This window comes from Cytobacillus sp. EB106-05-05-XG126, from assembly GCF_058791715.1.
The window spans coordinates 1,101,331-1,125,960 of sequence record NZ_JBYTDU010000001.1 but is presented as its reverse complement, the minus strand read 5'-3'; the positions used below and the strand labels follow the sequence as shown (position 1 = coordinate 1,125,960).

The following is a 24,630-nucleotide window of genomic DNA, read 5'->3' as shown; positions in this document are numbered from 1 at the left end:
TGGAGGTTTACTATTAGTGAAGAGAAAATATCTAGTTTTGATCATGATTGCTATTATTTTTTGCGGCGGATTTGCTGCCGGCATTTATTATACAAAAAACACAAGCGGGCTCCAGTCTATTAAACAGCCTGCTCCTGTTTCACAATCGGACAAACTTCCTGTCCCAAAAGAGATTCCGGAGTTTTCAGAGATCCCGGAAAAAGTGCTGATGGGCTATGTCCAGGATTATCGCGATCCCGCTTCGATCGATTATTCAAATCTGTCCCATGTCATATTTTCTTTTGCCCATCCCGATAAGGACGGAAGCATTTCTTTTAATGGTGAGACGGCGCGGAACAATCTGCAGAGAGTGGTGTCGAATGCTCACAAGCAAAATGTGAAGGCAATCCTTGCTGTGGGTGGCTGGTTTCATATCAATGGCGGGGAATCATATGATTATTTTAAACATGCAATAGCGGATGACTCGTCGAGAAACAGGCTGGTAACAGAACTCTCTGGGCTGGTTCAAAAGGAAAACCTAGATGGAATTGATATTGATTTTGAACATCCCCGTTCAAAGGAGGATGCAAAATTCCTGGCTGTTTTTATCAATCACCTGAGCGAAGTGCTCCATGCAAACGGCAAGGAGCTGTCGGTTGCTGTTCATGCCAAGGTCCATAGTATAACAGGTACAGAGAGCGGATATGTTGTGTATGAGCCAGACATGTTCAGAAAGATTGATTATGTGAATATCATGGCATATGACGGCCAGTGGGATGGCGGATACAATGCTGCTAATCTTTCTCCCTATTCCTTTACAGAGAATATCGCCAATTATTGGGGTAACCTCTTTGATTCTCAAGGGATTTCCAAGGATAAGCTGGTTCTGGGTGTTCCTCTTTATGCTCAGCCGGAGGATCCTGCCGTTAAGCCGGTATCCTATCAGGCCGTCATAAACAATAATCCAAAAAATGCAGCAAAAGATAGGATCAGCATGAATGGCATCAGCTATTACTATGAAAAAGAAAACTGCCCTGGCATTAAATCGCGGATTTGGCGGAATGATGATCTGGGAGGCTGGCCATGACGCAAAGGGGCCATACAGTCTCATTGGAACGATTGCTGAAGTTCTTCAAAACACATCAGAACCTGTAAAGTATTATTCTGTGATTCATACAAAATGAAAAAAGAGCAGGGAAAATTCCCCGCTCTTTTTTCATGAGAGTAAAAACTTCTTTATTTCCTCCCGCCGATCCTGATAGACCTTCTCCCCGAGCATAATCAATTCTTCCACAAACTTTATTTCGTCAAAGGGCATTTCTTCACCCAGCTCTTCATTTATGCGCAGGTAATTTTCTCCGAGTAGATGCCTGCAATGGTAGGTAACAGATTCGGAGGATAAATGAAGAGCCAGGTCCAATAGCTTGGGCGTCACTTTCATGGACGGGAGCTGGAAAGGCAGCCAATGCTTTACACCCCAATATTTATCATGATCAATCGTAAAGTCAATTTTTTGAAGACCGGTCCCAAGCGAAAGGATTTTTATTTTTTGCAGCTCCACCTTGAAGTGATGCATAGCCTCGGTAATGCAAACGAGTGATGGATTATTCGCCCATAGCCCTCCGTCTATGGATAAATAACTATTGCTGATGTTGTTCGGCGGGAAATACACAGGTGCTGAACAGGAGGAAAGGACTGCATCCCAAAGCTTCATCGACAGGCTTTCATTGCCTGGGCTGCCGTAATTGGAACGGTGGACAAACGGCTTGCCATGGGTCACATCGACAGCTGGTATCAAAAGCGGTTTTTTTATATCGGACAATTCCGTTTCGCCAAAGGCTTTCCGAAAAAAGCGCCGCATATACTTATCACTGTATACGCTTTTAAAAAGGCCGACCTTAGCCTGTTTGACAAAAATCTTTTTCCCGAATGATTCGTATCCTTTCAGGACCTCTCTCATATCTTTTTTCAGGATCAGTGAAGAGGCAATGATCGATCCGGTGCTTGTGCCTGCGATTATATCAAAATAGTCGCCTGCAGGCTGTTTCATTTCCTTTTCGAGAGCTTTCAGGATGCTGACGGCAAAAACACCGCGTATTCCCCCGCCATCGATGCATAATATTTTCATTGGATCACCTGCTGTTTCCGTAATCGTTCTTCAGAAGATAGAAGTATGTAAAAAAAAGAGAAGGAATTGTCCTTCTCTCTTATTCCTCGTGTATCATTTCTTCGAATACGGCAGAGACTCTGTTAAATTCTTCGTCGCTTTCAATGGGTGTAAAGTCGCCATCCTCATCAAGTTTTAAGAAGAATACGTCAATATCTTCTTCTGTGTCTTCCTCAAGATCTTCTACAAAGCTGACAGCAGCATATTGATTGCCATCAACCTCTGCAGACGCGAGGACCTCCACTTCCATTTCCTGATCATTTTCATCACTGATTGTAAAAACTTCTCCGACTTCTATCTTGTCCATTTTTTAATCTCCTCTCCGTAATAGGTTCTTTCTATATTTTCCCGTTTTAGATGATTTTCATGCCTGAAACAGAAAAAGGATCGGCTTAATGATGCCGATCCAATTATCGAGGATTATTTAATTCCTGCTGCCTCTTTCTTTTCCACTTTTACACTCCATCCAAATGGATCCGGTTCGGTTCCTTTTTGGATGCCTGTCAGTGTATCATAGATTTTCTTGGACAATTCTCCGGTGTTCCCCTCATTGATTTCAATAATCTTGTTGTCCCAGAAGAATTCGCCAATTGGTGAAATAACAGCAGCAGTGCCCGTTCCAAATGCTTCTTCAAGCTGGCCATCGGCATGTGCCTGGTAGATTTCTTCAATAGAAATTTTTCTTTCTGATACCGGAACATTCCAATGCTTCAGTAACTCAAGTACAGAGTTTCGAGTGATCCCTTCCAGGATGCTTCCATTAAGTTCTGGTGTTACAACTTCTCCGTTAATTTTGAAGAAAATGTTCATGCTTCCCACTTCTTCAATATATTTATTTTCTTTACCGTCAAGCCATAGAACCTGCGAATATCCTGTTAAGCTTGCAAGCTCCTGTGCTTTCAGACTAGCTGCATAGTTTCCTCCGGTTTTAGCTGTGCCTGTTCCCCCTTTAACTGCACGCACATATTCGTTTTGAACAGCAATTTTAACAGGATTGATGCCTTCCTTATAGTAAGCGCCTACCGGCGAAAGAATAATGATGAATTTGTATCTCGTTGATGGTGCCACTCCAAGATATGGCTCAGTTGAAATAACAAATGGCCGGATGTACAGCGAAGTTCCTTTTACATTCGGAATCCAGTCCCGGTCAACTGAAATTAATTCTTTTAAGGCATAAAGAGCAAGCTCTTCATCAATTTCAGGAATACATAACCTGGAGTTTGATTTATTCAATCTCTCCATATTTTTTTCGGGACGGAAGAGCAACACCTCATTATCAATGGTCAGATAGGCCTTTAACCCTTCGAATACACTCTGACCATAATGGAAAATCATTGCAGCGGGATCAAGAGAAAGCGGCTGGTAAGGTACAATTCTTGGGTCATGCCAGCCCCGCCCTGCAGTGTAATCCATTTCAAACATGTGATCCGTGAAATTCTTGCCAAACACCAGGTTATCAAATGCAGGTTTTTGTTTTTTCTCAGGTGTGTAGTTGATTTCAATTTTTAATTCTGTCATTTGTCAAAACTCCCTATCTGTAGATGATTTAAAAACCTAATGCCTGCTCTTCGTGCTGCTCTTAAAAGAGTGTAAATAAAAACGCCCAGTCATCCTCCGAGCGTGGACGAAAGGGCTTGCTTCCCGGCAACAACCAATATGGATGCTCAACAGCAACAGCTGAAGTCATAGAAAAAGACTCGTATGCTGTTTTTGTAAGGGTTGCCTTTCGCTCTTTTCTACTTCAAGGCAGTAGTGCAGTTATTTGTTAAAGTTTTTATAAGTTTTTCTAATATTATGATATTCTACTATTTAATTGTCAATACGAATTGACAATAAATTTAGAATTAATTCGGATTACTGAAAATTCTATGTGCAAAAGAAAAAGAAATAAAGGTGAAAAATCATGTTTTTAAATTTATAATCAATATATAAATACAAAAGGGGATTTATGATAATGAACAGTAAAGAGCTTGAAGAAAAAATTATTCAAAACTATCAGGGCGAAGAGAAAATGATGATCCTCGTATTTGCCCAGTGGTGCATCAATCACGATTTAAATCCGGAGGAAATCTATTTAAAGGCATATCCGGATCAGGGGGAAAACAGTTCACTAAAGGAAGCGCTGGAGCTGACCGTTCCAAAAGAAGAAGCAGGCGATGTGCCTGATCAGACTCTGCTTGGTGTTCTATCCTTGTTCGGAAATGATGATCTAGCCTTCATCGTGATGGAAGAAATAAAGAAATTGAAAAAGGACAGCTAAGCCTTAATAGGCCGCTGTCCTTTTTCATTGAAGATTCTATCGCAGCCTAACGGGCAGTAAGACCCCCACTTCAAGACTCAGAGGGAGCAAAGGAGGATAAGTGGCGGTCAAACTGCCCGTAAAGGCCCGATTGGTTCAACTAACAATCAGTGGGGGTAAGGAAAACCCCCACTAATTGAAGTTTCACTTTATTTAAACCAGCCCTTCTCTTTCGATTGGGTAATGGCTTCAATCCTGTTCGTAACTTCGAGCTTGTCAAGAATAGCCGAAATATAGTTGCGCACGGTTCCTGTCTTAATGCTGAGCTGGTCGGCAATTTCTTTCGTGTTCTTGCCGTCCGCTATCAGCTCCAGCACCTCTTTTTCCCGGTCTGTCAGCGGGTTTTCTTCGCCATAGACATCATCCATTAATTCAGGTGCATAGATGCGCCTTCCTTGCAGGACGTTTCTGATAGAGCTTGCCAGTTCCTCACTTGGGCTGTCTTTTAACAAGTAACCTCTTACACCGGCCTTGAGGGCACGCTGGAAATAACCTGACCTTGCGAAGGTTGTCAGAATAATAACTTTGCAGCCGCTGTCTTTTACTTCTTCTGCCGCTTCCAGCCCGCTTTTTTCCGGCATTTCAATATCCATAATGCATACATCCGGTTTAAGAGTTTTGACAAGGGATATGGCCTCTTTTCCATTCGAAGCTTTCCCAATGACTTCCATATCGTCTTCAAGATTTAGCAGAGATCCTAACGCACCAAGCACCATCCGCTGATCTTCAGCTATGACGATTTTTATCATGCCCTCTCCTCCTTGTTTGGTTCCTTCACGACTGTTGGTACTTTCATTATAATCGTTGTTCCATTATCAGATACAATCTCAAGACTTCCGTTGACAAAGTCGAGCCGCTCCCCTAAGCCAAGCAGTCCGGACCCCTTGCCGACATCTGTTGAGGGATTCATGCCGACTCCGTTATCCCGGACAGTAATGCTGACTTCATTCCAGGTTTGTTCTATGCGGATGCGGCATTCTGTCGCCTTACTGTGTTTTACTACGTTTGTTACAGCCTCTTTCATGCACATGCTTAGAATATTCTCAAGGAAGAGTGACACATTTTTTAATTTAATATCTTCATCCCCGATGAATTCGATAGAAGCCGCCTTTAAAATTTGCTTAACTAGGATAATTTCTTCCTTCAGCCTGATTCCCCTCATCTGGGAAACCATTTTTCTTACTTCGTTTAATGCTGTTCTGGCGGTTTGCTGAACGTCTATAAGCTCTTCCTTTGCCTGGTCCGGATCTTTGCTGATGAGCTTCCTGGCCAGATCGCTTTTTAACCCGATAAGAGACAATTTTTGTCCGAGAGTATCATGAAGATCTCGGGCAATCCGCTGTCTTTCTTCCTGTTTGACAAGGTCCGCAATCCTTTTGTTGGCATCCTCGAGCTGTTCCTCAAGCTTTTCCTGCTTTTTCTTATTGTGAATGTTAAAAGGAAGCAAAATCACACTGATCCAAATGATAATAATAAAAGGGATCTGCTCGAGAAATAATGGCTTCTGGGTGACAAAATTAATGTTAATGGAGATGGTGGTTGCGATCAGGTGGATGACATACAGCGTTAAAAAGGCAATCCTGTTTTTGATATGGCCATTGTAATAGGCAATATAAAATGCAAAATAAATAAATGAAAAGAGAATGGTCATTGTGATCGATATGCTGATTAAGATGCCAGTCCATAAATAGACAGGCCATTTCCGTGATATAAAGGCAAAACGCAGGGATATAAAAAAGAGTATAGTCAGGATAATTCCGACGGCTATGGTGATTTTAGATGTGGATCTGAAGATGAAATAAAACGGCAGAATGCTGAATACACTCCATATATATGGAGAAATGCCTGAACTTTTCAATGCAGTTAAATATTTTTTAAACATGTGAGGTACCCTCTTTTTATTCATGAAATAATGAAACAGCTCCTTTGCTATCATATCACAAAGGAGCTGTTCTTCAGCTTATACATTCAGTTTACGGCTTCACAGATGCCGTTTTAGTTCTGTTCTGTTTTTGGCTGACGGCAGACTTCTTTGCTGCTCCATAACCGGTGAAGTCCTGGGCTTCTTCATCCCATAAACGGAATTTGAGTGACTTCAGGCTGGTTGAAAGAGTAATCGTCGGCACGTTCTGAAGTTCAGCTGTATTATAATGAGCGCTTTCAAGGTTGTAGTTAGGGACGCGCGGGCTTAAGTGATGAATATGATGGAACCCAATATTCCCTGTAAGCCACTGAAGCACTTTCGGCAGCTTGTAAAAGGAGCTTCCTTCTACAGCAGCTTTTACATACTCCCACTTATCATCCTCTTCAAAATACGAGTCTTCAAATGTATGCTGTACATAGAAAAGCCAAATCCCGGCTGCTCCTGAAATCATAAAGATCGGCCCCTGCACCATCAGGAACGCTTCCCACCCGATAGTCCAGCACATGAACGCATACAAACCGGCGATGGCCGCATTTATAAGATACGTATTGATGCGTTCATTCTTTCTTGCCCCTTTTCTGTTAAAACGGTTTTTTAACAAAAATACATATATAGGGCCTAAACCTAACATAACGATTGGATTGCGGTAGATGCGGTATGCTGCACGAGTCGACCATGCCGCATCCTGATATTCTTTCACTGTCAGTGTCCAGATATCTCCTGTACCGCGCTTGTCCAGATTACCGCTGGTTGCATGGTGAACATTGTGGTCATGCTGCCATTGGTGATAAGGAAAGACGGTCAGGATCCCTGTGATTGTGCCAATGATTTTGTTTGCTTTACGGTTTTTGAAAAAGGAATGGTGGCAGCAATCATGGAAAATAATGAAGATCCTGACCAGAAAGCCTGCTGCAGCGACAGATATGCCAAGCGTCAGCAAGTAAGAAATGCTCAGGCTTTTATAAGCAAGGAACCACAGCAGGAAAAATGGTCCCAGCGTATTGACCAGCTGCATAATGCTTTTTGTTAAATCTGATTTTTCATAAGGTGCCATTTGTTTTTTTAAGTTGAGTTGTTTTTGTTTTGAAGTCATTTGTTAATTCCCTTCATCATGACGTTAATTTTAATAATAAAGGGTTTGCAAACTGCTTTGTAGACATAGGTGTCATGTCCAAACCATGACATTTATCATGGTTTGGACAAAAAATTAAGAGTTCATCCTAATATCTGGCTATAAATATTTATTTTTTGCGGGTTTTTTCCACTTCTGACACAAGGTTAAAAAGGAATTCGTAAACTAACTGATATGCATCTTGTATAGATAGTTCCTCTTTAAAGCCTTCAAGGTCGTTCAGCGAAAAATTAAAATCCCAAAGCCCATCCTGCTGGCTGAACATCAGGCTGTATTTTGGTGTGCCTGTAAGAGTATTTTCATCTATAAATGCTCTTATAGCTGATTCTGCTTTTTTTGGCAGCTTTAGTCCCAGCATTACTTCATAGTTGCCAAAAACATCATCTGTTTCAAAGGAAACAGCATCCGCTCCAATCAGGTCAAACCATTTCGACTCCAGATACATAAATTCATTTTTATGATTTTTGAAGTAGTCTATTGGCTGATTTAAAAAGCCGGCAGGCTCCTGTCCGAGAACTTCCTCTGTTTCTTTATCTCCTCTTTCTATATAAGCATCATTAAAGCGGTCTTCTGGATTCTTGATTCCAGCTTCATGACCATCATTCAAGAGTCCGTGCTTTTGGGCATATTCCTTTTCTTTTTTATAAAGTTCAGCGGGCTGTTCTTTCAAGTGCTTTTCCATCCGTTCTTTTAACAAGTTGCTTTCCTCCTCAATTATCTTTACCTTCCCCGTCTTTTGGATGAATTTCTTGAAGCTGTGGGAGAAGGCTTCTTTTTCCCTTGGGTTTTTGTGCGGCCTGTTCGAGGTGAACTGCTTTTGCCTTTTCTGCCTTTTTCATGGGAAAACCTGTCATCTTTTGATTTTGATTGGCCTCCTTTTCTGCTGTCATTTTTCTTTCCAGCGGAGGTTTGTCGTTTGGAATCTGGCCTCTTTTTCTCAGATGCTGCTTCAGGCTTGATATCGTCTTTGCTGTTGCCAGGGTTTTCCTTAGGAATATTAATTTTCAGGCCTTTTTCAATTGATTCAAGGAGCGGCTTGTCTGCAGACGAATAAAACGTAATGGCCAGTCCTTTCGTACCCGCCCGGCCGGTTCTCCCGATGCGGTGCACATAGCTTTCAGGATCGAGTGGGATATCATAATTAAAAACATGTGTGACACCTTCGACATCAAGCCCTCTAGCGGCTACATCCGTCGCAACTAATAGCTGTATCTCCGCATCCCTGAATCGTTTCATTACTTGTTCACGTTTCGATTGTGATAAATCCCCATGAAGCTGATCGCAATCAAAACTGTTCGATTTCAGGACTTCATATAATTTGGTTACTCTGCGTTTTGTACGGCAGAAGATTACGGCTAAAAATGGTCTATGGGTTTGGATCAGCTCTATCAGTGTACCCTGCTTGGCGCGGTCGACAGTATGTATCGCTATTTGTTTAACTGAATGGGCTGGCCCCTGTGTTTTTTCAATTTGGATATACTGCGGCTCTTTCATGTGTTTGTTAGCCAGTTTTCTTATTTCTGCCGGCATAGTTGCAGAAAAAAGCATCGTCTGCCTTTTGGCAGGCGTTTCTTTAATGATTCTCTCAACCTCATCAAGAAAGCCTATATGCAGCATTTGGTCGGCTTCATCCAATACTAAAAAATCCACTTGTGATAAATCAATGGTATTTCGTTTGATATGGTCCAGCAGCCGGCCAGGTGTCCCAACTACAATCTGGACATTCTTTTTCAGCTTTTTCAGCTGCTTGTCCACATCCTGCCCTCCATATACAGCTAAGACATCTATATCACTGTCTTTCGTAAGCTTCATTACTTCGTCTGTTATCTGTAATGCCAGTTCCCTTGTCGGCGTTACAATCAGGGCCTGGATCTGAATGGCATCCGGGTCCATTTTCTCCAGAATAGGCAAAATAAATGCCAATGTTTTTCCGGTTCCAGTCTGAGCCTGGGCAATGACATCCTTTCCTTCCATAACAGCTGGAATCGCCTGCGCCTGAATAGGTGTTGGCTTAGCGATGCCATGCTGCAGCAGAATATCAGATAGCTCTTCCGTAATGCCAAGTTTTAAAAATTCCTGCAAATAAAACCCTACTTTCTTTTCCTGGTCTTTATTCAATATGTCCTTATTTATATTGTGTGTTTAACGGCAAAATAGCAAGCATTCTATTGGAGAAAAACGCAAAAAAAATGGTTGATTCAAAATAAAAAGCCCATTTCAGACCAAATGGCCTTCAATGGGCTTCTAACTCTAAATATTAATCATTCCCAATCCTTTGTCGGCTCTCTTTCTTCCGCCATTTCCATCCCATATGCCAGCCGCGGATTCAGAGCAGATTGGCTGCTCTCTTTCTCTTGACTGATATCCTTTTTGTTTACCAGGAATCTGTGGACAAATACCTCGGATAGAGTGATAATCCCTGCCGCAAAGACACTCCCCCATGCGATTTGCAGGTAACTGTTAAGCAGCACACTTCCAAACACCCAAACAGATGCATAAACTAAGAAAAAGTCAGCAATGAGGGCATTCCGGTTTCCAAGCCGCGGAAGGATGATGCGGTCTCCGAGCAAATAGGACATGGCTGTTACCAGAATACTGAAAGAAATAATATCTGCGAAGGTAGCATCAAAGAATAAATCAAGCGCTATGGCAAAAGCAATCATGGCTGATGCTAATTTAAGTATTAAGATAAGTGTTTTGTTCATAAGAATACCTCCTCTTTTACCTTAGCTTTTATCATTATGAAGATTCCCATTCATTATCTGTTCCTCCGCAGCAAAAGCAATTTTTTCAAAAAAATAAACAACTTGTTCAGTGTCCCTCAATATAATGGCAGTAATAAGGATTACATTTTAAGTTAAAGGTTGTGGAAGAGTGATACTCCGAGACAAAATACTTAATGTGGTGATAATAGGTGAATGCTGAATATAAATTTCAAAATCTTCAGGAGAGGAATATGACTTTTGAGCAGGTATTCAACCGTATCTTACTTTTTATAAAGCGAAATCCTGATGGGAACTTCAGGCTGATGATTGGAACAGATTCACAGGTGCATTGCAATCGCACTGTGTTTATAACCGGGATTGTGATTCAAAATGAGCGAAAAGGCGCCTGGGCATGTATTCGGAAAACTGTTATACCAAGGAAAATGCTGCATCTTCATGAGAGAATTTCCTATGAAACCTCGCTGACTGAAGAAGTGGTCTCTTTGTTTACAGAGGATTACAAAGACAAAATGTTTGAAATCGTTCTGCCATTCCTTTACAAAGGCGGATCATTCTCAATGGAAGGGCATATGGACATCGGATCAGGCAAAAGAAATAGAACCAGGGAATTTGTGAAAGAAATGGTGTCCAGGATCGAATCAATCGGCCTCGAGCCAAAAATAAAGCCGGAAGCATTCGTGGCCTCCAGCTACGCTAATCGATATACGAAATAAAAGAACTCAGGGTTAATGAGTTCTTTTCATTGGGGCAAATTATACGCCAGCATGCTCCCTGTATTCCTGTTCGGCCTTTAATGCCACAGCCTCTGTCAGTTCTGCAGTAATTTCAGGAAGAGCTGTATTAAGCAAGGAATTGGCTACTTTAGCCATCATTCCCTCTGCTGAAATCTCAAGTGATCCTGTCATGGTATTTTTCTTATTCCTTCCTTTCTCCGCAAGAAAGTACCCATGTCCTGTAAACTTCTCGTTAAGTCCTGTTAAATGAAATGTAACCTTTGTTGGCTCCTGCCAGCTCGTTATATCCACTTTTAATTCAATTTTTTTCTTAATAATCCCCATATCGCTTTTGAAGCTCCAGGTTGATTCTTTGTCACTCAGTACCTCATGTGCAATATATCCGGGCACTAATGGTGCCCAGTTCCCAATATCGCTGACAAAGCTCCATATTGCCCCTATCGGAATGTTTACTTCTGCCTGATGTGTGCAGCTTGCCATTTTTACCGCTCCTTTAAGACTTACATAGTTGTTTTCCATGAATATGTATTCGGAAAGGACGGGTAAAATTCATGAATTTATTGTCTTTTTCATTCCTATGAGTGAAACTTGAAGTGCTGCCAGCAGGAAAGCCTGCTGTTATGCCAGCAGGCTAATAAATCTTACCTTCTATAGTAATGATACCTTCTTCTTGAACGTGAAGAATGACAATCATCACAGATTTGATATTCGTGTTCCCAAGGCAGTTTTTTGCCGCATTTTCTGCACTTTCTTGAGAGCTCCTTAATGTCCGTTTTCAGTCTTTCATGAACATGGTCACTGATTTCTTCCCTTAATCGTTCCCAGTATAACGCTTCGGTTCTCTGCTCAAGACGATACAGAAACAGCAAATGCAAGCCGATTGCTTTATAGGTCAGCTCCAGCTCTTCCAAATTCCGGTTCTTGATTCTGGGTTCTGGCAGCTCCTCCCCGTAAATAATGGCATACATCGTTTCTTCCCATTGGCGGACAAGATCATTTTCTTTTTTAGAGAAAGGAAGGTGGAGAAAGCCATACAGGTCCATTAGGCCGAGCTTGGCTTCAATTTCTGTGCCCCGTATCCTTTCATATAGATCTCTCTCCTCTGTTAATGCTGCTTTTTTGGTTCCTCTTGGGCTCTCAAACTTATCCCAAAGCTCAAAGAATGACCCGAGATCGCGGTAATACCTTTGAAACCTTTCAAATACTGTATTGGTTGGGGCTATGGCAAAGCTGTGTACCGGTGCATCTTCCATTTCAAGCAGGGCTTTCATTCTTTTAATATCTTTTGTAAAAGCAACCTTCCCAATATTGTAAAGTCCTTTTCGGCCTGCTCTCCCGGCAATTTGCTTCACTTCCTGAGAGGTAAGGGTTCTTCGTTTCGTTCCGTCAAACTTATCATTTTCCAGGAATACAATTCTCCGGATAGGCAGGTTAAGTCCCATCCCAATGGCATCAGTGGAAACGATGACGGAAGTTTCACTATTTATAAAACGCTGGACTTGTTTTTTTCTGGTTTCCGGAGGCATCGCTCCATATATCATGCTTACTGAGTGCCCTTCCTGCTGAAGTCTTGAGGCCGTTTCAAGCACTCTCTTTCTTGAAAAACAGATTAGTGCATCGCCTTTTCGGACATGACTGAATTTAAATTCCTTTGCTTCCACTTCAAGAGGAATTTCCCGGCTGTATTCATTCAGTTCAATATCTGCGTCGCCAAGCAGCTGCAGCATCATGCTTTTAGCACTGCGGCTTCCAATAATATGGACTTCATTGGCATTTGCCTTGGTAATGGCTTTATACCAGGAAAAGCCTCTGTCTTTATCCGTAATCATCTGAGATTCATCGATAACAATGACGTCATAAAAATCCTTTTCATAGAACATCTCTACCGTGCTGGATAGATGCTGTGAACCGGAAACTGTCTTCTCTTCTTCACCGGTTTTCAAAGAGCATGGTACACCATCGCGGTTCAATTTATCATATACTTCGAGTGCCAAAAGCCTCAAAGGCGCCAGATACAGACCGCTGTTTGCTGATTTCATACCTTCAAGGGCATGATGGGTTTTCCCGGTATTGGTTTCTCCGATATGAAGTACATATTTCCTGGCCCGTTCCACTGAAGGACTGTATTCCTGCCCGAAAATATATTCGATCATACGTTCTTCTTCCTCTTTCTTCCGCTGCTGCTCAGCCAGTTCTTCTGCTATTTTGCTTTCCCTGTCTACAATGTCCTTCTCCAGTTGTTTTTGATGGACTTCAGGATCAAATGGGATATCCGCAAGCTTGACCAAATCTTCAACATATTCCTCCTGAATGGTTTCGAAAAAGCTATCATTAAGATTTTGAAGAGTATGGTCAATCAGCTTCTTTACAGACTTTCCGGTCAGCGGTTTATCATATGCATCTTCATATTCCTCGAATAGATGCTGCGGAAGGTTCTGCAGGATGAGTGCTTGCAGAGTATCAGAAAGAAATCCTGATATATGGTTTTTATAAACATAGTAATAAGTTTCATATTCGAAATAGCCCTTGCCCCAATATATTGCTTTATGGATATTTCCTGTCAGTTCCTCAAAGAAATCTCCCATTAAATTATAATCATCGGCGTGGAATTCTCCTATTTCCTCAAGCTTTTCTTCAAGAGCGAAGGTATCCAGCTTTTGATACCTTGTCTTATTTTTTAAATCCGAAACCACCTGCTTTGAAGCCGTATGTCTGACATGAAGATAAAGAAGGCTATAATCTCTTTCAATAATTTCATCTATTTTCTTTTCGATTTCTTCGCGGATTGTATACTTCTTACGCTGGAGCTGCTCCTCTTCTGCTTTCTGCAGATAATGGGCCCTTGCTTTCTCATAGCGATCAGCCCAAGCATCATTATTGCTTTCAAATAGGTCATTGAGCCAGTCCAAACTGTTAAAGGGCTGATAATCTCTCATTTCAGTCCGGAACAGGTGATTGATTATTTTCCTGTCAACATTTTCGGTATCGTACCCCTTCTCACTTAAATACTTCTTTTTTTCCTGCTTGGATATTTTGGCGGTGATTTTATTCAGCCACACATTTACCCAGATTTGATCGATATAATGAAATCTTTCAGAAAGATATTCTTTATAGGAGGGCATCGATTCCTGACCGCCCAGATAACGGTCGGCATCCTCCAGAATTTTTATTTTTGTATGCTCTTCAGCATTATTGTATATCTGTTCAAGCTGATTCATGATCCGTTCCCCTTTAAACATCGCCAATACGCGATGTAATCATTATGACTTAGGTTATGTATGATGTTGAAAATTTAAGTAGTCTTCATTTTACCATCTTTTCAAAAAATATCATTGACATAAAACTTAAAGCGGCATATAATTTGTTTATAATTAAAATATCTTGAATTCGAGACAAGTGAATTCGAACTATTGGAGGAGAAAAAAATGGCAAAAACAAAATGGGCAGTGGATCCAGCACACAGCAGTGTGGATTTTTCTATCAAGCATATGATGATCGCGAACGTGAAAGGCAGCTTTAATAGCTTTGATGCTGAAATTACAGCAGATCCTGCAGATTTAACAACAGCTGATATTACATTCAATGTTGCACTTTCAAGTGTGGATACACGAAATGAAGATCGTGATAATCACCTGCGTTCCGCAGACTTCTTTGATGTTGAAAACCATCCGAAAATGACATTTACTTCAACCGGCATTGTAAGCAAGGGTGACGATGAATATGATGTAACAGGCGACCTTACGATTCATGGAGTAACAAAAACAGAAACCTTTACTGTCACATATGAAGGATCAGGCAAAGATCCATGGGGCAATGAAAAAGTCGGCTTTACTGCTGCCGGGGCTATCAAACGAAGCGATTATGGCTTAACCTGGAATTCAGCACTTGAAACTGGCGGAGTCCTTGTAGGAGATAAAGTAAAAATCGACCTTCAAATACAGGCAGCAAAAGCAGAATAAAGCGGAAAAAGGCAGGTATACCGTCGAAGCGGTATCCTGCCCTTTTTCTTTTCCGTTATTGATCGGCTAGCAGCGTGGCAATTCGATCTTCAATGACTTTACCTTCAGCGCCATCGATTAAGTTGTTCAATACAATGGAAAAGATGAGCTCTTCCCCGCTGGCTGTCTTTACATAACCTGATAACGAACTGACTGTCGAGATTGAACCTGTTTTTGCTTTGACGTTCCCGGCTGCATTGGAGTTTTTCATGCGATTTCTAAGAGTACCTCCCACCATCCGGTCTGTATCCCCGGCAATCGGCATTGAGTTCAAATAAGAGGAGAACCAATCTTCGTCCTGGATTTCAAAAAGCAGTTTGGAGATTTCATTGGCCGGAATTAAGTTTACATGTGAAATCCCGGAACCGTCCCGGAGCACGAGAGTTTCCTCATTCATTCCAAAAGCTTTTACCTTTTCTTCTAATACTTCCAGACCTTTTTCCCAGCTGCCTTCCCCTTTGACAACCTTGCCCATTTCCTTGATTAATGTTTCTGCATGGCCATTATTGCTTAATTTCATAAATGGAATAAGCAGCTCTTTAATAGGCATGGATTTATGCTCAGCAAACAGCTTTGCTCCTTCAGGGGCAGTGCCTGCTTTTGTCTTCCCTTTCAATTTAATGCCTTGTTCAGCGAGAGAACGCTTTAATAAATCCAATGCATAGCCAGTCGGCTCCCATACAGCGATCCATTCCCTTGAACGGCTTCCTTCAACTGGAATTTCTCCTTCTATAGTAACGCTGTTCGTGCCGTGATCCCTTTCAATATGGATATCCTTCTTTTCACCTTTAGCGACGGTTTTGGCATTATTAACGATTTTTATGTAGTCTGTTTCCGGCACCATTTTTACAATCGGTTCCTGCCCGGCTTTTTCCGCGGGATATACTTCTACAATGACTGTGCCCGCATCATAATCCTCATTAGGGGACGCAGTAAGTGCTGAGACTTGTCCGCCATAATACCAGGATTCGTCGCTCCATGACAGATCGGTTGAATAGCGCACATCATCATACCAGGTGTCATCTCCGATCAGGCTGCCATGAATAACCTGTACACCTGCTTCCTTCACTTTAGCGGCAAAAGCATCAAAATCTTCCTTTAAAAGAGTTGGGTCTCCTTTCCCTTTTAAGATCAAGTCACCCTGCAGTGTCTTTCCCTTTATTGAACCTGTGTGAAGAAGTTCTGTGGTGAACTGATAATTTTCACCCAGCGTTTCAAGAGCGGCAGCTGCTGTAAGGAGCTTCATATTAGATGCCGGCCGTAAACGCACATCCCCGATATGGTCATATACAAGCTCCCCGGTTTCTGCATTGCGTATACTGACTCCTGCAAGTCCTCCCTTTAGAATAGGGTCATTATTAAGAATTTGGTTCAGCTGCTGAACTAGTTCGCTTCCTTCTTCTGTTGCCTGGACATGAGGAGATTCGGGCTGGGCAAAAGGAACAAGTGCCAGCATAAATATCAGCATTAAACTGATATGCATTTTTACACTCTTTTTCATATGTATTAAGCCACCTTCCAATTTGTTTCATTACCATTTCTTCTTAGAAAGGTGAGTTCCCTTTATTTCCATAATGAGGAAAAAGAATCAATTTTTAATTTACGTAACTATTTTATTCTCAACTAAAGAAGTTATGAGGACTGGCTATTATTTCCTATTTAAAATCCAAATAAATATTATGCTAATAAGAATATTTATTCTTAAAAAGCTATTAGAAAATGGTATGATAAAAACAGGTGAATTTTATAAGGGGTGGAAAGAATGAGTGTACATAAAGCAATCTCCGAACATGTGGGAAAGCAGAATAAGATAATCACGAGGTTTGCAGCCTTGGACCAGCAGCGTGAGTATTATATTGAGCAAGCATTGGATCTATGCAGGCGGGGACTTCCATTCTCTGCGGATAAGATAAATGAAGTAACTGCTGAAATCAATGAACTTTCTAAACAGGGAATTATACCTGCAAGAAAGTATGTAACAATTGAGATGATTGAGGAATATGCATCAAAGACAAAATAGGTACATATGATTATAAAGAAGCGTGACTTTCGATTGGATGCACGCTTCTTTATATTGGCTGTGAGGATTCATGGGCAAATTCCTGCAAATCTATTCTTTTATTTATATTAAAGTAAATCCCCTCATTTTCTAATAGTTCTCTCTGAATATCATACAAATCTTCGTCTTTAAACCCAATTTCCCCTTTCCCATTCACAACCCGATGCCAGGGAAGCTTTTGCTTTTCACTTTGGGTATGAAGAATCCGGACCACCTGTCTTGCTCCCCGGGGGCTCCCGGCCAGCCTTGCGATTTGTCCGTATGTCATGACTTTTCCTCTTGGGATGTTTTTAATGATCTTGATAACTTTTTCTGTAAATGGCTGCATGTGTGATAGCTCCTCCTTCTTTTCTATTATAAAACAAACCCGTCTGAGTTCAGACGGGTTTGTTCATTATCCCAGCATTTTCTTTGCATGCTCCGGAAAATCAATAAACGGGTTTCGGTTCCCCTGGAGTGCTTGAATGGCAGCGTTTCTATGCTTTTCATATATAGTGACGGGATTTTCTTCATGCCAACTAAGCAAAATCTGCATATCCATCTTCTCGTCAATCAAAAGTGTTTTTTTATATCTGACAGCAAAATAGAATACAGCTCTTGCGGCAATCCCCTTTCCATATTCCGGCTCAAACTTCTCCTGTTCTGCCATCCCGCATCCATTCCTGACGCCCGCCGCCTCTATTTCCGGGACATAGGCTTCAAAATCATAGTAAGGGAAGTTGCTTCTCATGCTATTGCATGCCGGCTCACAGGCAAAAAGATGATGGAGATCCCCTTTCATTGGCTGTCTTCCATCAAACCATGATTGCGGGACGACATGCTCGGTATTAAATATAACTCTTTCATTGCTGTGGAAGCCGCCTTCATGAATCGTCTGCAGGAGCTTGAGATCCTGATCAATGGCTTTAAGAGGATCGATGCCTTTCCCCGAATATAAGCTTTTCAGCTTGAGGTTTTCCTGCAGATCCACCCATGGATATACATATTGGTGAGGTGAGTAATCCAATTGCCGGTCATGAGTACGAACCAGCAGATCATGAACCTGTTCCGGGAGATCCCCTTTTTCAAAATCAAGGGTTCCATAGTAATCCTCTTGATTTATGATATCCTCCTCAGCGTTATAATAGGGTTCATTCTGTACACTTTCAATATACTTTGACTGAGCCTCTGTCCATGCCGCTGCTATACTATTCACTTTGATCATATGGCATTAAGAACCGTTGATTTGAACTCCTGGTCAAAGATTCCGGCTAAATGATCTGGAACCGTTAAATAAACGAGCCCGTTTCCTTCAAGTTTGGGAGAATTGCCAAGCGGAACCGTCCTTCTGATTAATTGGGCATAAAGTTCAGGTTCTGAAAGCTTTCTTTCAAATTGCCTGTTTGCAAAGTCCTTGATCAGGGCCAGAGCTCCGGAAACATGTGGAGCAGCCATTGAAGTACCGCTGAGGGTTGCATACTTTCCGTTCAGAAAGGTGGATAATATCCCTTCCCCTGGCGCCACTAAATCTATTTCATTATGAGAGTTTGTAAACTCGGAAGAATCCCTTTCGAGGTTAATAGCACCTACACTAATCACCTCATTATAGCAGCCTGGATAAGCAAACTCATCGGTCGAGTCGTCCCCATCCCCTTCATTTCCTGCTGCGCATACTACAAGGATGTTCTTATTTACTGCGGCTTTAATCGCATCATGCAGTTCAGGAACATCAGCTGGCCCGCCAAGCGACATGGAGATGATATCTGCATTTTGCTCGATGGCATAATGGATGCCCTTAATAATCCATTCGTATTGTCCGGACCCATTTTTATTTAAGACCTTTACAATAAGGAGATCAGCTTCAGGAGCTACCCCAATAACACCAGCATCATTTTCATGTGCAGCAATAGTCCCTGCCACATGTGTTCCGTGGCCATTATAGTCCTTGAAACTATTTGGATCGCTGTTATCATCGTCTGTAAAGTTTCGCCCGCCCTTAACGCGGTCCTTCAGATCAGGATGGCTAATGTCGCAGCCGGTATCCAAAACAGCAATTTTAATTCCTTTTCCTTTTGTTTCGCTCCAAACCTTTGGCGCCTGAATCAATTCTACGCCCTTTGGAACTTCCTTTACATCCTCTTCCTGCTGAATCACCTTATAAGGAATGACACGAACATATTGCTCCATTTCTTTCCCTCCTTAAGAGATTAAATAGAAGCTGGTTCTTGATGATACTTACATTTTAACAATTCTGAATATTTAATAACAGTATCGTTGGTAGCGAAAATTAATAGAATTACGAGAGTGAAAAGGAAGAATTTGTGATATTTGGACTATAAAGTGGCATTATTCCTATCTCAAAGCATTCATGAAACGGGTTTATCTCAGAGTTTTTAAAAGCTCAGGAATCTCCGCATAAATTTGAATGATTTCATCGATCTTCATCCTGACAAGACCGGAAGATGAAGGAGCAACGAAGTCGATAGTACCGGGAACTACAGGCTCTTCCTGAATTCCCCATGGCAGTTTTTTTTTGCGGCTGTATTCCTGGTATACACCTTTTCCAACAAAGCAAATAACTTTTGGCTTGAGTTCAGCTATTTTTTTTATCAGCTCTGCTCTTCCCTCTTTATATTCTTCCTTCGTTATTTCATCTGCTGCTTTAGTAGGCCTTGGTACAATATTTGTCATTCCATAGCCCAATTCCAGTAATTTATAATCTTCCGTTGCGGCATATTTACGGGGAGTTATACCTGATTCATGAAGAATTTTCCAAAAGCGATTGTTTGGGTTTGCAAAATGGTGGCCTGTCTCTCCTGATCGAATGCTTGGATTGAAGCCGACAAAAAGCAAATCAAGATTTTTTTTCAAGTGGTCTTTAATAGGCTCCATTTAATCATCCTTTCGATATTGCAAGCTAATGTTCATTTTACCTAAAACGTCTGGTAAACAAAACAAAAAGAGCCCTTTAAGGCTCTTTTAAAACTGTTTATCCTTCAAGAATTTCAACTTTCTCCATAACATCGCCATTTCTCATTGCTTTAACTGCTTCCATCCCGGAAGTAACTTTTCCGAAAACAGTGTGAACACCGTTTAAGTGTGGCTGTGGCTCATGAACGATAAAGAACTGGCTTCCGCCTGTATCGCGGCCTGCATGAGCCATAGAAAGAGATCCTTCTACATGCTTATGAGGGTTTCCTTCTGTTTCACACTTGATTGTGTACCCTGGACCACCAGTCCCTGTTCCATTCGGGCATCCTCCCTGACTTACAAACCCGGGAATTACACGATGGAAATTCAAGCCATTATAAAATCCTTCATTAATAAGTTTTTTGAAATTCTCAACTGTCCCTGGTGCTGCTTCAGGATAAAGTTCAAATTCAACCTTTTCCCCGTTTTTCATTAATATGTATCCTTTTTCTGCCATACTAATCATCTCCTTATGTAAAAATCAAATTAATAATACCATTAATCTCATCAGGAATAAAATCAAAAGACGTTTTTTCACTGATTGAATATAAAAAACAAAGGGTAAAGATAAGATAGATTAAAAAGCAGATATGTCTTATTGGAGGTTTTAAGAATGAAAAAATGGGCTTTTGTCTCGGATTTTGACGGTACAATTTCTAAAAGAGATTTTTATCTAATAATGATGGATAAATATTTTCCGGAGGGGCGAAAGCTGATGCCCAAATGGAAGGCTGGAGAGATAAAGGATATCGACTTCTTGAATAAAGTCTTCACTTCCATTAATCAGGAAGAAGAACAAATTATCAGTGATATTTATTCTATTGAAATAGATGAATATGTACCAGATTTTATTGAAAATATTCAGCAGAATGGCGGAGATTTTTATATTTTAAGTGCAGGCACAGACTATTATATCCACCAGATCTTAAAAAAGTATGGTGTTAAAGATGTTAAGGTTTTTTCAAATGAAGGATATTACCATGAAAAGAATGTCCATATGAATATTGATAAAAATCATCAGCATTATCATGAACAATATGGCATTGATAAATCAAAGGTCATTCAGGACCTGCAGAAGGAATATGAAACTGTGTTTTTTATGGGGGACAGTGAACCGGATTCCCACCCTGCAGAGCATGCTGATATCACTTTTGCCAAAAATGGGCTTCAGGACCTTCTTCGGGAAAAGGACATAAGGTTTGTTCCAGTAAAAGAATTTACAGAAGTGAAAGAGTATTTAACTGAAAAAGGCATTTTGCCAAAATCCTAGAGCAGGATCCCGGTAAAGCAGCTGGCTTTACGCGGGATTTTTCTATGTACGTTAACCAAATAACTCCAAAAATAAGATTAAGATAAATATGATCATTGCATAAAATGATAGATGCAGAAATACAGTTGTTAATCTAAATTTGATTTCTTCCACATTTAATGACTGTTGTCTTCGAGTCCTTGCCCTCACTGCCGCAACACCATCCCTGCACATAATTATTTAATTATTTGATCATCCTCATGAATTATAATTCTTCATGAAACATGCACTTCCCTTCAAAAATAAAAACTGAATTTCCTGGGGAAGCGCATAACCTGACAGATATCTAGGTTATTCTTCTTTTTTTTCAAGATATTGATCAATCTTATTATCGAGAATTTCAAGGCTTTTCATTGCCCGCTCAAAATCAAGTTCACGATAGTGATGGGCTCCACCGGGTTCTTCATCTTTTTCATCTGCCAGTTTGACCAGGGATTGCAGCGGTGTTCTGACCACTTCGCCTCCAGGCAGAAATGAATCCGTGTGAAAAAGGATGGCCAAGGCAATTTCTTTTGCTTTTATCGGGTTCTCGCCAAGTCTGATCAGGAGTTTATGTGCCCGCTCAGCACCCTTAATGGCATGAATGTCATTCTGCCTGTATAGGTCGTAATCCCATTTTCCATTTTTGTACCAGGTATAATGGCCAATGTCATGCATAAAGCCAGCTTTGGCTGCTGAATCAACATCTTCTTCCATTTCTTTGGCAATCTGGAATGCGTGATAGGCGACTGCAATAGCATGAGCGATGCCGGAGCGTGTAATATATTTTTGTGCGATCCGATGCTGATAGATATCGGTCAGTTTAACATCCCTCATGTAGTTCTCCTCCAGTTAATAATTAAAATTTCTTATTGAGATTTTTTTGCTTATTCATTACTTCATATGATTTTTCAATAATATCTGTTAACACATCGCCTTTATAAATCCTGCCGAGTTTCGTGTTTACCTGATAATAATCAACAATTTCATCAAGCTTATTTGAAGTTTCTTTGGATATGCGGACATTTAGCTGAATACGGGTTTCTCCACTCATTGTAATCCTCCTGGCTATTAATATCTTTCTGCTATCAACTTGATAGCGAATGCTGTCGTTTTGTTAGTGGGTGCTATAAATATTTAGATTACACTGTTTTCCTGAATTATTCCAGTATAAAGTTTCCTGAGAGAAAAAAGAGAACAGCTATGTAAGCCATTCTCTCTTTAACGCTTATTTAATTGCTGAATTGATCCCATTTGTCCTTCAGGAATCGGCCGAAATCTTCAAGCTCCTGCTTTCCTTCCCTCAATTTTTCCTTCCAGATTGGAAGATCCTCTCTCAGTTTTCCTTCGAATTTTTCAGCTTGTTCTTTAATGGTTTGTCCAATTTCTTCTGTTAATTCCTTTTTCTCGAGCTTTTCATTCACCGATTTAGTAGCAAATTCCCCTTCCTGCATGTATGGCAGGCTTGACTCCATTATTGATCTGAAAACAGGGACTGCTGTTTCAGAACTGCTTTTTGACAGATAATGTTCCCTGTCGGTCTGGTCATACCCGAGCCAGACAGCGCCAACCAAATTCGGTGTATAGCCTACAAACCATTGATCCTTAGTTCCGTTAATGTCTTTATATGGGAGCTGGGTCGAACCCGTTTTCCCGGCGATTGGAACTCCTTCTATCTTCGTAGCGCTTCCTGTGCCGGTTTCTACTACATTTAAAAGCATGGAAGTCATTTGGTTAGAAACGGTTTTCGTCGTAACTTTAACGGTTTTTTTGTCACGTTCCGCAATGATGCTTCCGGTCGGGCCCACGATTTTCGTAATTAAATGCGCATCATTACGCTTGCCGCCATTTGGAAAAGCTGCATATGCTTCGGCGAGCTTTAAAGGTGATATTCCCTTTCTCATCCCGCCTAATGCAATTCCGAGATATTCATCTTCTTTTTCCAGAGGGATGCCGAACCTTTCAAGAGCATCCAAACCTTTATCCAGTCCAATTTGATTAAGCAGCCAGACGGCTGGGACATTGATGGAGTCTTCCAGAGCTTTATACATGGTCACTTCCCCTGCATATTGTCCTGAAGCGTTAGCCGGTGTGTAATCTCCGTATGTTACGGGTTCATCCTTCAGCATCGATGTTGGTGAGTATCCCTCTTCAAGGGCAGGTGTGTATACGGCTAAAGGCTTTAGTGTTGATCCAGGCTGGGCTTTGATGTGTGTGGCCCTGTTGAATCCTCTGAAAACATGTTCACCTCTGCCGCCGACAAGGCCTCTGACTCCCCCTGTCGCCGGATCAAGAAGGACAGCTCCACTTTGAACGATTTCTCCATTCATGCCAGCCGGGAAGATTGAGTCCTTTTGATATACATTTTCCAGGCTTGATTGCAGATTTTGATCCATTTCTGTGTATATTTTATATCCTCTTGTAAATATCTCTTCCTGTGTTAATCCGTACGTATTTATTGCTTCATCAAGGACTGCATCAACATAGTAAGGGTATTTCCTTTCCTTCTTGCTTCGTGTTCCTTCCTGTAAGTGAATCTTTTCATTTATAGCGTTCTCATACTCTTCTGCTGAAATCATCTTATGCTCTTTCATCTTCCCAAGGACAACATTTCTTCTTTTGATTGCACGTTCGTAATGATTGTATGGGTCGAGAGCAGAAGGCGATTGAAGCAATCCTGCAAGCAATGCACTTTCGCTGATGCTCAATTGCTTTGGTGTTTTGCTGAAATACTTATTTGATGCCTGTTCGATTCCCCATGAGCCGCTTCCGAAGTAAACCTGATTTAAATACATTTGCAGGATTTCATCTTTTTTATAATTTTTTTCGATTTCAACTGCCAGGAACAATTCTTCAGCTTTTCGCTTGTAGGTCTGTTCAGGTGAAAGTAAAGCATTTTTGGCGAGCTGCTGGGTAATGGTACTTCCTCCGCCGGTTATCCCCCCTGCAAACAAGTTGCCAAAGAACGCTCTGGCAATCCCTTTTATATCAAAGCCGTTATGCTTATAAAAGCGTTCATCTTCAATCGCGATAACGGCATTACCCACATGTTCAGGCAATTCTTCAATATTTGCTCCCTCTGCCCTATTTTCTGCAAGACTTGCAGCAGCATCACCATCTTTATCGTAAATAACAGTTGATTGCCTTAATCCCTCTTTTAAAGTTTCCACGTTAGCTGTAGCTGCCAGAAACGCAAAAAAGAGAATGGTTAAAAGTAATATAGTTAGTGATAAAAGCAGCAAAATTTGTGTCAGGTGCTTTTTGCGCCAAAATCCTGCAAAAGCTTCTTTGTAATGCTGAAATTTTTCCATGGTGACTCCTTCGCTATTTCTTTAAGTTTCCTTATTATTTCCCCTTATTATATATTAAACGAAT

The 24,630-nt window shown here is 41.1% G+C and carries 26 protein-coding genes; 6 read left to right on the top strand and 20 right to left on the bottom strand.

Annotation, left to right across the window (positions count from 1 at the left end; all coding sequences use genetic code 11):
- The first annotated feature begins 16 nt into the window (after positions 1-16).
- Positions 17-1,066, top strand: coding sequence for a glycoside hydrolase family 18 protein (locus tag AC3WTL_RS05630; RefSeq protein ID WP_492369193.1), 1,050 nt, complete (start codon positions 17-19; stop codon positions 1,064-1,066).
- Between the two features lie 129 nt (positions 1,067-1,195).
- On the opposite strand, the gene AC3WTL_RS05625 is transcribed toward AC3WTL_RS05630, so the two are convergent.
- The 3 genes from AC3WTL_RS05625 to AC3WTL_RS05615 all read right to left on the bottom strand — a co-directional run bounded on the left by AC3WTL_RS05625 (position 1,196) and on the right by AC3WTL_RS05615 (position 3,664).
- Complete coding sequence (locus AC3WTL_RS05625; RefSeq protein ID WP_061790772.1) at positions 1,196-2,107, bottom strand: CBASS cGAMP-activated phospholipase; 912 nt, start codon at positions 2,105-2,107, stop codon at positions 1,196-1,198.
- 79 nt (positions 2,108-2,186) lie between these two features.
- On the bottom strand, positions 2,187-2,453 hold the full coding sequence (locus AC3WTL_RS05620) for a DUF1292 domain-containing protein (protein WP_061790771.1): 267 nt from the start codon (positions 2,451-2,453) through the stop codon (positions 2,187-2,189).
- A gap of 113 nt (positions 2,454-2,566) precedes the next feature.
- Positions 2,567-3,664, bottom strand: a complete 1,098-nt coding sequence (locus AC3WTL_RS05615) for a branched-chain amino acid aminotransferase (RefSeq protein WP_492369192.1) — start codon at positions 3,662-3,664, stop codon at positions 2,567-2,569.
- 436 nt (positions 3,665-4,100) lie between these two features.
- Here AC3WTL_RS05615 and yxiS point away from each other — a divergent pair, with 436 nt between their 5' ends.
- The gene (yxiS, locus tag AC3WTL_RS05610) at positions 4,101-4,406 is read left to right on the top strand and encodes a protein YxiS (protein WP_252221916.1); all 306 of its coding nucleotides are present in this window, start codon (positions 4,101-4,103) and stop codon (positions 4,404-4,406) included.
- 188 nt (positions 4,407-4,594) lie between these two features.
- On the opposite strand, the gene AC3WTL_RS05605 is transcribed toward yxiS, so the two are convergent.
- The 6 genes from AC3WTL_RS05605 to AC3WTL_RS05580 form a co-directional block, all read right to left on the bottom strand.
- Entirely contained in the window at positions 4,595-5,194 is a 600-nt protein-coding gene (locus AC3WTL_RS05605; protein ID WP_492369191.1) for a response regulator, read from the bottom strand.
- Positions 5,191-6,327: a sensor histidine kinase gene (locus AC3WTL_RS05600; RefSeq protein ID WP_394583925.1), complete on the bottom strand. Its 1,137-nt coding sequence runs from the start codon at positions 6,325-6,327 to the stop codon at positions 5,191-5,193. Before AC3WTL_RS05600 ends, AC3WTL_RS05605 begins: the two co-directional genes overlap by 4 nt.
- A gap of 91 nt (positions 6,328-6,418) precedes the next feature.
- Positions 6,419-7,462, bottom strand: coding sequence for a Delta(5) desaturase DesA (gene desA / locus AC3WTL_RS05595; protein WP_492369190.1), 1,044 nt, complete (start codon positions 7,460-7,462; stop codon positions 6,419-6,421).
- Positions 7,463-7,610: 148 nt separating this feature from the next.
- Complete coding sequence (locus AC3WTL_RS05590; RefSeq protein WP_492369189.1) at positions 7,611-8,198, bottom strand: branched-chain amino acid aminotransferase; 588 nt, start codon at positions 8,196-8,198, stop codon at positions 7,611-7,613.
- A 23-nt stretch (positions 8,199-8,221) separates the two neighbouring features.
- Positions 8,222-9,583 carry a DEAD/DEAH box helicase gene (locus AC3WTL_RS05585; protein WP_492369382.1) on the bottom strand — a complete coding sequence of 454 codons (1,362 nt, stop codon included), beginning with the start codon at positions 9,581-9,583 and terminating at the stop codon, positions 8,222-8,224.
- A gap of 179 nt (positions 9,584-9,762) precedes the next feature.
- A complete protein-coding gene (locus AC3WTL_RS05580) occupies positions 9,763-10,206 on the bottom strand; it encodes a YndM family protein (RefSeq protein ID WP_492369188.1) in 444 nt (147 codons plus the stop codon).
- Positions 10,207-10,457: 251 nt separating this feature from the next.
- Between AC3WTL_RS05580 and AC3WTL_RS05575 the strand changes: the two genes are divergently transcribed.
- Entirely contained in the window at positions 10,458-10,940 is a 483-nt protein-coding gene (locus AC3WTL_RS05575; RefSeq protein WP_492369187.1) for a ribonuclease H-like YkuK family protein, read from the top strand.
- A 39-nt stretch (positions 10,941-10,979) separates the two neighbouring features.
- Here AC3WTL_RS05575 and AC3WTL_RS05570 read toward each other — a convergent pair whose 3' ends face one another.
- Together AC3WTL_RS05570 and AC3WTL_RS05565 are read right to left on the bottom strand one after the other, a co-directional pair.
- The gene (locus AC3WTL_RS05570; RefSeq protein ID WP_492369186.1) at positions 10,980-11,441 is read right to left on the bottom strand and encodes an SRPBCC family protein; all 462 of its coding nucleotides are present in this window, start codon (positions 11,439-11,441) and stop codon (positions 10,980-10,982) included.
- Positions 11,442-11,602: 161 nt separating this feature from the next.
- Positions 11,603-14,179, bottom strand: a complete 2,577-nt coding sequence (locus AC3WTL_RS05565) for a helicase-related protein (RefSeq protein WP_492369185.1) — start codon at positions 14,177-14,179, stop codon at positions 11,603-11,605.
- A 207-nt stretch (positions 14,180-14,386) separates the two neighbouring features.
- Here AC3WTL_RS05565 and AC3WTL_RS05560 point away from each other — a divergent pair, with 207 nt between their 5' ends.
- On the top strand, positions 14,387-14,920 hold the full coding sequence (locus AC3WTL_RS05560) for a YceI family protein (protein ID WP_492369184.1): 534 nt from the start codon (positions 14,387-14,389) through the stop codon (positions 14,918-14,920).
- A 55-nt stretch (positions 14,921-14,975) separates the two neighbouring features.
- Here the strand turns inward: AC3WTL_RS05560 and dacB are convergent, their stop codons facing one another.
- On the bottom strand, positions 14,976-16,460 hold the full coding sequence (gene dacB, locus AC3WTL_RS05555; protein ID WP_492369183.1) for a D-alanyl-D-alanine carboxypeptidase/D-alanyl-D-alanine endopeptidase: 1,485 nt from the start codon (positions 16,458-16,460) through the stop codon (positions 14,976-14,978).
- A gap of 261 nt (positions 16,461-16,721) precedes the next feature.
- Between dacB and AC3WTL_RS05550 the strand changes: the two genes are divergently transcribed.
- A complete protein-coding gene (locus tag AC3WTL_RS05550; RefSeq protein ID WP_048010040.1) occupies positions 16,722-16,979 on the top strand; it encodes a YpbS family protein in 258 nt (85 codons plus the stop codon).
- Positions 16,980-17,028: 49 nt separating this feature from the next.
- Here the strand turns inward: AC3WTL_RS05550 and AC3WTL_RS05545 are convergent, their stop codons facing one another.
- The 5 genes from AC3WTL_RS05545 to AC3WTL_RS05525 form a co-directional block, all read right to left on the bottom strand.
- On the bottom strand, positions 17,029-17,346 hold the full coding sequence (locus tag AC3WTL_RS05545; RefSeq protein ID WP_492369182.1) for an MGMT family protein: 318 nt from the start codon (positions 17,344-17,346) through the stop codon (positions 17,029-17,031).
- A gap of 66 nt (positions 17,347-17,412) precedes the next feature.
- Positions 17,413-18,222: an endonuclease I family protein gene (locus tag AC3WTL_RS05540; protein ID WP_492369181.1), complete on the bottom strand. Its 810-nt coding sequence runs from the start codon at positions 18,220-18,222 to the stop codon at positions 17,413-17,415.
- A complete protein-coding gene (locus AC3WTL_RS05535; RefSeq protein ID WP_048010037.1) occupies positions 18,219-19,184 on the bottom strand; it encodes a S8 family peptidase in 966 nt (321 codons plus the stop codon). The genes AC3WTL_RS05540 and AC3WTL_RS05535 overlap by 4 nt, the downstream gene beginning before the upstream one ends.
- Positions 19,185-19,376: 192 nt before the next feature.
- The gene (locus AC3WTL_RS05530; protein WP_197245923.1) at positions 19,377-19,889 is read right to left on the bottom strand and encodes a mismatch-specific DNA-glycosylase; all 513 of its coding nucleotides are present in this window, start codon (positions 19,887-19,889) and stop codon (positions 19,377-19,379) included.
- Positions 19,890-19,986: 97 nt separating this feature from the next.
- Positions 19,987-20,424, bottom strand: coding sequence for a peptidylprolyl isomerase (locus tag AC3WTL_RS05525; RefSeq protein WP_197207027.1), 438 nt, complete (start codon positions 20,422-20,424; stop codon positions 19,987-19,989).
- Positions 20,425-20,580: 156 nt separating this feature from the next.
- Between AC3WTL_RS05525 and AC3WTL_RS05520 the strand changes: the two genes are divergently transcribed.
- Positions 20,581-21,237, top strand: coding sequence for an MtnX-like HAD-IB family phosphatase (locus AC3WTL_RS05520; RefSeq protein ID WP_248347248.1), 657 nt, complete (start codon positions 20,581-20,583; stop codon positions 21,235-21,237).
- A 330-nt stretch (positions 21,238-21,567) separates the two neighbouring features.
- Here AC3WTL_RS05520 and AC3WTL_RS05515 read toward each other — a convergent pair whose 3' ends face one another.
- The 3 genes from AC3WTL_RS05515 to AC3WTL_RS05505 form a co-directional block, all read right to left on the bottom strand.
- Positions 21,568-22,092, bottom strand: a complete 525-nt coding sequence (locus tag AC3WTL_RS05515) for an HD domain-containing protein (protein WP_163145052.1) — start codon at positions 22,090-22,092, stop codon at positions 21,568-21,570.
- A gap of 22 nt (positions 22,093-22,114) precedes the next feature.
- Positions 22,115-22,309, bottom strand: a complete 195-nt coding sequence (locus tag AC3WTL_RS05510) for a hypothetical protein (RefSeq protein ID WP_222501046.1) — start codon at positions 22,307-22,309, stop codon at positions 22,115-22,117.
- Positions 22,310-22,487: 178 nt separating this feature from the next.
- On the bottom strand, positions 22,488-24,566 hold the full coding sequence (locus AC3WTL_RS05505) for a transglycosylase domain-containing protein (RefSeq protein WP_197245917.1): 2,079 nt from the start codon (positions 24,564-24,566) through the stop codon (positions 22,488-22,490).
- Between the last annotated feature and the right edge of the window lie 64 nt (positions 24,567-24,630).

What these genes read in the sequence shown, in the direction of transcription:
- AC3WTL_RS05625 (WP_061790772.1), bottom strand. Translation starts at nt 2,107, where the DNA reads ATGAAAATATTATGCATCGATGGCGGGGGAATACGCGGTGTTTTTGCC.
- AC3WTL_RS05620 (WP_061790771.1), bottom strand. Translation starts at nt 2,453, where the DNA reads ATGGACAAGATAGAAGTCGGAGAAGTTTTTACAATCAGTGATGAAAAT.
- AC3WTL_RS05615 (WP_492369192.1), bottom strand. Translation starts at nt 3,664, where the DNA reads ATGACAGAATTAAAAATTGAAATCAACTACACACCTGAGAAAAAACAA.
- yxiS (WP_252221916.1), top strand. Translation starts at nt 4,101, where the DNA reads ATGAACAGTAAAGAGCTTGAAGAAAAAATTATTCAAAACTATCAGGGC.
- AC3WTL_RS05605 (WP_492369191.1), bottom strand. Translation starts at nt 5,194, where the DNA reads ATGATAAAAATCGTCATAGCTGAAGATCAGCGGATGGTGCTTGGTGCG.
- AC3WTL_RS05600 (WP_394583925.1), bottom strand. Translation starts at nt 6,327, where the DNA reads ATGTTTAAAAAATATTTAACTGCATTGAAAAGTTCAGGCATTTCTCCA.
- desA (WP_492369190.1), bottom strand. Translation starts at nt 7,462, where the DNA reads ATGACTTCAAAACAAAAACAACTCAACTTAAAAAAACAAATGGCACCT.
- AC3WTL_RS05580 (WP_492369188.1), bottom strand. Translation starts at nt 10,206, where the DNA reads ATGAACAAAACACTTATCTTAATACTTAAATTAGCATCAGCCATGATT.
- AC3WTL_RS05575 (WP_492369187.1), top strand. Translation starts at nt 10,458, where the DNA reads ATGACTTTTGAGCAGGTATTCAACCGTATCTTACTTTTTATAAAGCGA.
- AC3WTL_RS05570 (WP_492369186.1), bottom strand. Translation starts at nt 11,441, where the DNA reads ATGGCAAGCTGCACACATCAGGCAGAAGTAAACATTCCGATAGGGGCA.
- AC3WTL_RS05565 (WP_492369185.1), bottom strand. Translation starts at nt 14,179, where the DNA reads ATGAATCAGCTTGAACAGATATACAATAATGCTGAAGAGCATACAAAA.
- AC3WTL_RS05560 (WP_492369184.1), top strand. Translation starts at nt 14,387, where the DNA reads ATGGCAAAAACAAAATGGGCAGTGGATCCAGCACACAGCAGTGTGGAT.
- dacB (WP_492369183.1), bottom strand. Translation starts at nt 16,460, where the DNA reads ATGAAAAAGAGTGTAAAAATGCATATCAGTTTAATGCTGATATTTATG.
- AC3WTL_RS05550 (WP_048010040.1), top strand. Translation starts at nt 16,722, where the DNA reads ATGAGTGTACATAAAGCAATCTCCGAACATGTGGGAAAGCAGAATAAG.
- AC3WTL_RS05545 (WP_492369182.1), bottom strand. Translation starts at nt 17,346, where the DNA reads ATGCAGCCATTTACAGAAAAAGTTATCAAGATCATTAAAAACATCCCA.
- AC3WTL_RS05540 (WP_492369181.1), bottom strand. Translation starts at nt 18,222, where the DNA reads ATGATCAAAGTGAATAGTATAGCAGCGGCATGGACAGAGGCTCAGTCA.
- AC3WTL_RS05535 (WP_048010037.1), bottom strand. Translation starts at nt 19,184, where the DNA reads ATGGAGCAATATGTTCGTGTCATTCCTTATAAGGTGATTCAGCAGGAA.
- AC3WTL_RS05530 (WP_197245923.1), bottom strand. Translation starts at nt 19,889, where the DNA reads ATGGAGCCTATTAAAGACCACTTGAAAAAAAATCTTGATTTGCTTTTT.
- AC3WTL_RS05525 (WP_197207027.1), bottom strand. Translation starts at nt 20,424, where the DNA reads ATGGCAGAAAAAGGATACATATTAATGAAAAACGGGGAAAAGGTTGAA.
- AC3WTL_RS05520 (WP_248347248.1), top strand. Translation starts at nt 20,581, where the DNA reads ATGAAAAAATGGGCTTTTGTCTCGGATTTTGACGGTACAATTTCTAAA.
- AC3WTL_RS05515 (WP_163145052.1), bottom strand. Translation starts at nt 22,092, where the DNA reads ATGAGGGATGTTAAACTGACCGATATCTATCAGCATCGGATCGCACAA.
- AC3WTL_RS05510 (WP_222501046.1), bottom strand. Translation starts at nt 22,309, where the DNA reads ATGAGTGGAGAAACCCGTATTCAGCTAAATGTCCGCATATCCAAAGAA.
- AC3WTL_RS05505 (WP_197245917.1), bottom strand. Translation starts at nt 24,566, where the DNA reads ATGGAAAAATTTCAGCATTACAAAGAAGCTTTTGCAGGATTTTGGCGC.